Below are 236 nucleotides of genomic sequence, written 5' to 3' on the forward strand. Positions count from 1 at the left end.
CTCAGTCCCAATGTGGCCGGTCACCCTCTCAGGTCGGCTACTGATCGTCGGCTTGGTGGGCCGTTACCCCACCAACTACCTAATCAGACGCGGGTCCATCTTACACCACCGGAGTTTTTCACACCAGGCCATGCGGCCCTGTGCGCTTATGCGGTATTAGCAGTCATTTCTAACTGTTATCCCCCAGTGTAAGGCAGGTTACCCACGCGTTACTCACCCGTCCGCCGCTAAGTCAA

Annotated in this window: 1 rRNA gene; it reads right to left on the minus strand. The window is 56.8% G+C overall.

What is annotated here, in order from left to right:
- Positions 1-236 (minus strand): 16S ribosomal RNA (locus NE473_RS33400); the annotation flags it as partial.

The organism is Hungatella sp. SL.1.14 (assembly GCF_024460495.1).
In the GTDB taxonomy this organism is placed as follows: domain Bacteria; phylum Bacillota; class Clostridia; order Lachnospirales; family Lachnospiraceae; genus Hungatella; species Hungatella hathewayi.